Annotated in this window: 2 protein-coding genes; both read right to left on the bottom strand. The window is 31.2% G+C overall.

Features of this window, described 5'->3' with window-relative positions; translation table 11 throughout:
* Positions 1 to 229 precede the first annotated feature (229 nt).
* Entirely contained in the window at positions 230 to 1087 is an 858-nt protein-coding gene (locus tag ACFWM3_RS24915; protein WP_390313395.1) for a MerR family transcriptional regulator, read from the bottom strand.
* 78 nt (positions 1088 to 1165) lie between these two features.
* Positions 1166 to 2329 (bottom strand): MFS transporter, encoded by a 1164-nt coding sequence (locus ACFWM3_RS24910; protein ID WP_056467011.1) that lies wholly within the window; start codon positions 2327 to 2329, stop codon positions 1166 to 1168.
* Between the last annotated feature and the right edge of the window lie 220 nt (positions 2330 to 2549).

Here is a 2549-nt window from a genome sequence, read left to right as displayed (position 1 = left end):
CTTATACTTAAATTAAATAATTAAAGTTTTACATTAAATAATTTGATTCGTCGTACGTATAAATTCAATTTATCTATAAATCTATACCTTTTTATTCAATAATTTAATTTGTATATTAAATAAATTTATTCTTGGATCATAGAACTAAAAAAAAAGACTCTTTAAGGAGTCTGTCTAAAAAACTTTAATAAGGTCTCGTATTAATCTAAGAGCTTTTAGGAATCATTTTTTATTCTATCAATTCATTTTCATCTTCGACCAATACTCTCATTTCAACCAAAAATTCTTCTCTTTGATTCGGTGAATAATTATTATGTATTAATGACTCATAGATATGACTTTTAATCGTTATTTGATGTTTGTCTATATAGTTAATAAGTCTTTGTAAGTTTGTAAAATAATCATCAGATGATACGCTATTATAAGTAATGCATATGTACTTTCCTTCGGGGATGGTTGAAACCTCGGTACCCGGTAATAGTAGTGTAGTTTGTTTTTTTGTTAAAACTGGTGTAAATAAATATTGATATGTTACTTCACTAACATGTGTATAAGACTTATATGGCACAATGGCTCCATAACCATTGTTCCTAAAACCTTCTGTAGATGCGGCAAATTTCTTCAATTTACTGTATGAAGCATTTAAAATATTTTTCGGGTCAATCCCTTTAGCTTTCGTCTGAATGATTTGCATTTCTTCTTCATAAGAAAAAAACACTTCACCAAATTGTGGATAATCCTTTTGTTTTTGTAATCCCTTTTTTGCATTTGCGATGATTTTTTCAATTTCCATTAATGAATCTATTTTTTCTCTTACAATTTTTTCTTGTTCTGTTAAAAAGGAGAAAAATTCATCTCTCTGTAGCCCCTGTACTTCTTTCATCTCTTCTAATGGAGTACCAATATATTTGAGTGATTTGATTAAATCGAGAAGATGAATTTGTGAGTCTTTGTAATATCGATAATTGGTATCTGGATCGACATACGCTGGTTTAAATAAATTGATTTTATCATAATATCGGAGAGCTTTAATCGAAATATTAACTAATTTGGAGACCTCACCTATTGTATATAGTTTTTCCTTCACTTCTATCACCTCCTAATCTTATTTTAGCAAAAGTAGCGTATTCTTTATTCGTAAATATAGAATACGCTTTTCATTTAATTATGCTGTTCGATACACTGGCATTTTCCAAGCAATTGTTAAACCAACGCCACTCGCTAATAAGACTGTTGCAAAATAAAATGGATAGTTTAAGTCTATATCAAATAGGATTCCACCGATGATAGGTCCTATTACATTCCCAAAACTAGTAAACATTGAATTCATTCCACCTACAAAGCCTTGTTCATTTCCAGCAATCTTAGATAAATAAGTAGTTACAGCCGGACGCATTAAATCAAAGCCTAAAAATACTGTAATCGTCACTAGTAAAATCATAAAATATGAGTTAACAATTGTCATCATAAACACTAGTATTGTAGAAAGGATTAAACTATATCGAATTAATCGAATTTCTCCCATCCATTTTGTTAATCGATCAAATAATGCAATTTGTGCAATCGCACCAACAATCCCACCACCAGTAATCATGATTGCTATGTCTTTCGGTGTAAATCCAAATTTATGATTAGTGAACAATGAAAATAATGATTCAAAAGCTGACAAACCAAATTGTGAGATTAATATGACCATAAACGAAATAAAGTACATCGGTGCAAAAACACGTTTAAATCCTGGCTTTTGTCGTTTTTCTTCAATACTTTCTTGATTTCGTTCAGGCTCTGGTAGGACTGTAATAGATAATATCCCTGCAAAAATTGCCAATCCTGCTGCAAAGAAAAATGGTATGCGTGGACCATATTCTGCTAAAAATCCTCCAACACCTGGTCCAACAATAAAACCTGTTGAAATTGCAGCCGACATATAGCCAAGTGCCTTTGCTCTTGTGTCGACCGTTGTAACATCTGCTATAAATGCTGTTACAGCTGGCATAATAAATGCCGCACTTATTCCGCCTAACATACGTGAAATAAAAAGAACCTCAATCGTTTTACCCATTCCGAATAAAAACTCTGAGATACTAAAGATTAATAAACCAATTATAATCATTTTTTTTCGTCCGAACTGGTCTACCCAGCGACCTGCAATTGGTGAAAAAAATAATTGTGTAATAGCAAATGCAGCTACCATATAACCCACAATAGTACCCGATATATTTAACTCATTCATAATTGATGGTGTTACTGGAATTACTAATCCAATTCCTAAAAAAATAATGAATAAATTCATTAATACTAAAGATAACATTATGTTTTGTTTTTTCATTTTTACCTCAACTCCTTTTAAAACTCTACAAAACATAATGTAAAGCCTCCTCCGAGGGGAGAGTCAATCGTTTTTTTATTATTTTTGATTCTTTTTTATGAATTCGCTTCCAAGTCTATAAAATAAAGAAAGTAGGGAAATCTCTCACGAGACTTCCCCCTTATCAAACCGTACATGCCCTATTAAGGCATACGGCTTACCCATATGTTGTAATGATTAT

The sequence above is a fragment of the Gottfriedia sp. NPDC058432 genome (assembly GCF_042721555.1).
In the GTDB taxonomy this organism is placed as follows: domain Bacteria; phylum Bacillota; class Bacilli; order Bacillales; family Bacillaceae_G; genus Gottfriedia.
The sequence above is the reverse complement of the archived record's forward strand: the minus strand, read 5'-3'. Positions and strand labels throughout refer to the sequence as shown.